At 41.1% G+C, this 4,139-nt stretch carries 6 protein-coding genes; 3 read left to right on the forward strand and 3 right to left on the reverse strand.

The features are described from left to right. Both IIC38_20165 and IIC38_20170 read right to left on the reverse strand, forming a co-directional pair. The coding region (locus tag IIC38_20165) for a hypothetical protein (GenBank protein ID MCH8128236.1) at nucleotides 1-196 on the reverse strand (196 nt) is incomplete at its 3' end. A gap of 177 nt (nucleotides 197-373) precedes the next feature. Next, nucleotides 374-1,153, reverse strand: a complete 780-nt coding sequence (locus tag IIC38_20170; GenBank protein ID MCH8128237.1) for a carboxypeptidase regulatory-like domain-containing protein — start codon at nucleotides 1,151-1,153, stop codon at nucleotides 374-376. 303 nt (nucleotides 1,154-1,456) lie between these two features. On the opposite strand from IIC38_20170, the gene IIC38_20175 reads away from it, so the two are divergent. From IIC38_20175 to IIC38_20185, 3 genes are all read left to right on the forward strand, one after another. Next, the gene (locus IIC38_20175; protein MCH8128238.1) at nucleotides 1,457-1,816 is read left to right on the forward strand and encodes a hypothetical protein; all 360 of its coding nucleotides are present in this window, start codon (nucleotides 1,457-1,459) and stop codon (nucleotides 1,814-1,816) included. Nucleotides 1,817-1,834: 18 nt separating this feature from the next. Next, nucleotides 1,835-2,347 carry a hypothetical protein gene (locus IIC38_20180; GenBank protein MCH8128239.1) on the forward strand — a complete coding sequence of 171 codons (513 nt, stop codon included), beginning with the start codon at nucleotides 1,835-1,837 and terminating at the stop codon, nucleotides 2,345-2,347. 485 nt (nucleotides 2,348-2,832) lie between these two features. Further along, nucleotides 2,833-2,982 carry a hypothetical protein gene (locus tag IIC38_20185; GenBank protein MCH8128240.1) on the forward strand — a complete coding sequence of 50 codons (150 nt, stop codon included), beginning with the start codon at nucleotides 2,833-2,835 and terminating at the stop codon, nucleotides 2,980-2,982. 869 nt (nucleotides 2,983-3,851) lie between these two features. Here IIC38_20185 and IIC38_20190 read toward each other — a convergent pair. After that, nucleotides 3,852-4,139, reverse strand: a 288-nt coding sequence (locus IIC38_20190; protein ID MCH8128241.1) for a hypothetical protein, incomplete at its 5' end; no start/stop codon positions are given.

Genomic DNA, 4,139 nt, shown 5'->3' on the forward strand with positions numbered 1-4,139 from the left:
AGCTGAATCCGAATAAAAGAAAGAGGAGAGCCGTAATACCGTATTGGATTCCAATCATTTTGTGATCGGTGGAAAATACGTATTTGCGCCAGAAACTTTCCTCATGATGTACAACATGAGTTTCTTCGTGTTTTTCTACACGAACGTCACCATTTTGTTCGGCTTGTTCGGATTGATCTTTGGCATCTTTAGCCATCGTTCTGCTTCCTCCACTTTTAATGGGTCAGGCAATTCGGCATAACTGTTTTGTATGGCAATAGTAGCTTTATTGGATAAATCAATAGATTCCGGAACCTGTTTATAGGATGGCACAAAAGAAATTTTTAATTCAGAATCCAGCAATCAGGAACCAGTATCAATTTCTCCTGTCAAATTAATTTGCAGATTCCTTGCCAAAAGCAAAATTGACGGTTTTGCTTTCACCATCACCGACAGTTATAGATTGGGTTGATGTTCCATACTCTTCTTGCCAGGCTTCGATCACATATTCACCAGCTGGTAGATTTTTTATGGTAAATGTGCCGTCATCGCCAGACACACTAAAATAGGGATGGTCCACTACACCACAATAAGCGCTCATCCAGGGATGAACGTCACATTTAATTTTTACCATCACTTCTGCTTTTTTGAAACTGCGCTCCCTGACATCACCTTGCTTGGGCATGCCAAAATTAAACGACCTATTTATTTTTGGTAATGCATGGATATTATGCAGAAGGGGGTCGCTGTTCAATATTTTTATGGTTTGGCCGGTTTGGACGCCAAAAACATGCGGGTGATAACTGCAGCCTTTTTGATCGATAACCGCTTGCTCTGTCGGCGGATCATATGATCCGCTGATACCTTCTTTCACATAAACAAATACGTATTTGAGGGTGTTATTGTCATTAACAACGACGTTCTGGGGATAGACTCTCTCTTCGTGAAAAGCTGCACATTCCGCATCGTGTTTAATAGGTCTCATCCTGGGCGCTTCACCGGTAAAATTTATGGTTCCTGAAACGGTTGCAGTTCCGGCGGGACCCATAGATGCGGTTTTTGTTGCACTTGGAGCTTTGTCTTCAGAAGTGGAATCGCCTCCACCACCACAACCCAACGTTATTGCCAAATAAGAAACAAATATCGACAATATAAATAACTTAATGATTTTCATTGATTAGCTCTCCTATACTTTAGTTAATGGAATTTGTTGATTTCAATTATTGTACTGGATATAAATAAGGGTTACAGAATAAAGAAAATATTGCCTAACCGTGCACTGCGTGTAGATAATCTTCAAGATATACAACTAAACTCATTAATTTCTATCGAAATAATAAGATTGGAAAGTGTAAAGAAAAAAAAATAAAATGTCAAGAGAAAATTAGGTATTAAAATAGTTTAGAAAATTTTGAATTGATATATTAGCTAATTAAATCAAAAATTTAACATCTAAGAATTTAGGATTCCGAAAATTATGGAATGGCTCTGGGAAATATACAAAGAATATGTCACTAAAAAATTTGAAATAAGTGGCCATTCCAGCCCGTCAAATGATGAGATGCAGGAATTATTCATAAAAGTGATCAGTGAATCTACGGTTACGGTTTTGGTTCAAGAGCCTTGGCACAACTCGATACAATTTAAGGGACTGGCTAAATATAACGTGAAAGACAATATGAAATTAATTAACCACACAATGGATTATCTTTTGGCTCTTTACGGAGGGGGTAAGTATAAACTTAATTTTCATCACGGTTGGAATTTCGTTGGCACCAGGAATTTCAAGCCTGAAGGGGAACCCAAATGGGAAGATTTGCCAGGGATTAGCTTTTAAAATGAGGATGGATCTGTTTTGTTAGGACTGGTAGGTGCAATATGGGGATTTAGTGGATTAATGTTAATCATCGTGTATGCCATTATTCGGTTAACACCTATTGCAATAGATACTTTTTCGTACAATCTTTTGTGGTACCATTGGCTCGTACTTATTCTCAATACTATTTTCATGGCCCATTCGGAAGGTTACCGAGGTTTCCACAAGGGCTTTGCGCCAAGGGTAGTCGCACGTTGTAAATACCTCAAAAACCATCCTAAGTTTCTCCATGTTTTTTTCGCACCTCTTTTCGCAGCCGGTTATTTTTTCTCTACCAGAAAGAGAGTATTTCACATTTTTGGTTTAACCGTCATGATTATTGTCTTTATTCAAATTATTCACCGCCTGGACCAACCCTGGCGTGGATTGCTGGATGTGGGCGTAGTCTCAGGGCTTACTTGGGGAACTATCTCGTTATTCATTTTTGCAATTCGTGCTATGACTGCCGAAAAATATGAATATTCGCCGGAACTTCCCGGACACCACGGATAATGCTGAGAATCCAATGGATTACTTCAATGTGAATTTCTCGCGGATACAATCGAATTACCGGTCGAAGTATGACCCAAACTATCCCATGGCAGAGTTATTCAGGACAACCTAAATATAAATATTGCGGTGGATACAGTCTTTGTCAATAACATAACCAGTTCGATTCCAGAATTCGTGCCAGGTTTGCAAGATGCTGCCATTCCACCAGGCATCCGCAGGGATGTTATAATTTCGTTTTAACCACAGTCTGTGGGTACATTTCAGGGTAACATAATAGTTGAGAGCAATGATCCCATTAATCGTTGCACTGCGAGGCAGGGGCGTCCAACCAACTTCAGTAGAAAACCCGCTAACCTTTCCTCCGGTCCAATTTGTACTTAACCAAAATCCCTAATCCCTTCAACCCGTCGACGCAAATCAGCTTTCATCGGTAAGTGAGGTTGAGTTGACAATTTATAACCAGTTAGGGCAGGTAGTTTAAAACATTGGTAAACGTTAGGCAACCTGCCGGTAATTATTTGGTTCAGTGGGATGGCAGCGACCATAATGGCAAACAGGTGGTGAGCGGTGTCTATCTGTACCAACTGAAGGCAGGCTCATTTATTCAAACTCGCAAGATGCTGTTGTTGAGGTAGAGCTCAGTAACTCTTTGTATATCAAGCGCTTTGATAGCGACGCGAGTGTTCTAGTGCCCTGCAATTCCATCCGAACCATGAAGATTGAAAAAAATATTGTTTTGATGATTATACATAGAAGATTCTGCGAAAAAGAAATGTCTCAGCTTTTCTACTCAAGATTTGAACACGCCTTTGAAATATGACGAGTTCGTCAAATATAAGTAATTTAATTATGAAAAAGTGCGTCTATTTAACTTCCCAAAATGAAGCTGGTGGATTTTTATTGTGGACACTAAGTTGCATCTTAGTTGATACGGTTTGGAATTCGGCACAATTTCCGATCATGCCAACGAGTACTAATAGACGCAAGTAACGAATCATCACATCCATCCAATCCTGACTTACATTACTGTTACAAAGGCATTGTTAATAGCCAGTGCCTAACGATTAAGCTCAACTGCCGTGGGCGGCACTTTGTTTCAAGGTAGCATGGAGACTGCAAACCGGCACCTCACGCCCACGGTCGGCTGAAGCGGGGGTTAGGCGCACCGTAATTGCACATCGCTGCACCTGCCTTCACGCTTCCCCCCGCACACCATCATCATAGCAAACTAACTCAACAAGATTGTCCTCTGGATCCCTGACGAACAGAGAACGCCAATGAACCCAGGTAAACTCAGCCGTTTACACGTTCAATCCAAGTTGTTCAAGTCGTTTCTTCTCACCTTCAAAATCCGTCAGCGGGATTGTAAAAGCGAAATGATCAACCGTAAACTTTTCTGGGTGATACTTCTTGACGTCTGGGCATTGAGACCGCTTTGAGGCAGAGAGAATCCTAAGACCGCAATAAACAACGACTTTTTGAACATTTGTAATCCTCCAACGGATTATTTTATGACCGCAAATTTCCCAATTTTTTGCCCGACGCCATCCACTTTTACGTGATAGACATAGACGCCGAAAGCGATATCCAATCCTTCTCTCGTCCGCATATCCCAGGAATGAGCGCCTTCAAACCCACCAAAATCATCATCCACAGTGCTGTCGTGCTCAATGGTGTCAACAAGTTTGCCTGCAATCGTAAAGATACGAATGGTTGCCCTACTGGGCAGGTTAATAAAGTATATTTTACGCTCGCCGCGGCCGCTCTGCTGAAAATTTCTGCGTTCCCATGA

The sequence above is a fragment of the candidate division KSB1 bacterium genome (genome assembly GCA_022566355.1).
Classification (GTDB): domain Bacteria; phylum Zhuqueibacterota; class JdFR-76; order JdFR-76; family DREG01; genus JADFJB01.

Excerpts from the sequence above, each read along its gene's own strand:
- IIC38_20170 (MCH8128237.1), bottom strand. The coding sequence starts at position 1,153 with ATGAAAATCATTAAGTTATTTATATTGTCGATATTTGTTTCTTATTTG.
- IIC38_20175 (MCH8128238.1), top strand. The coding sequence starts at position 1,457 with ATGGAATGGCTCTGGGAAATATACAAAGAATATGTCACTAAAAAATTT.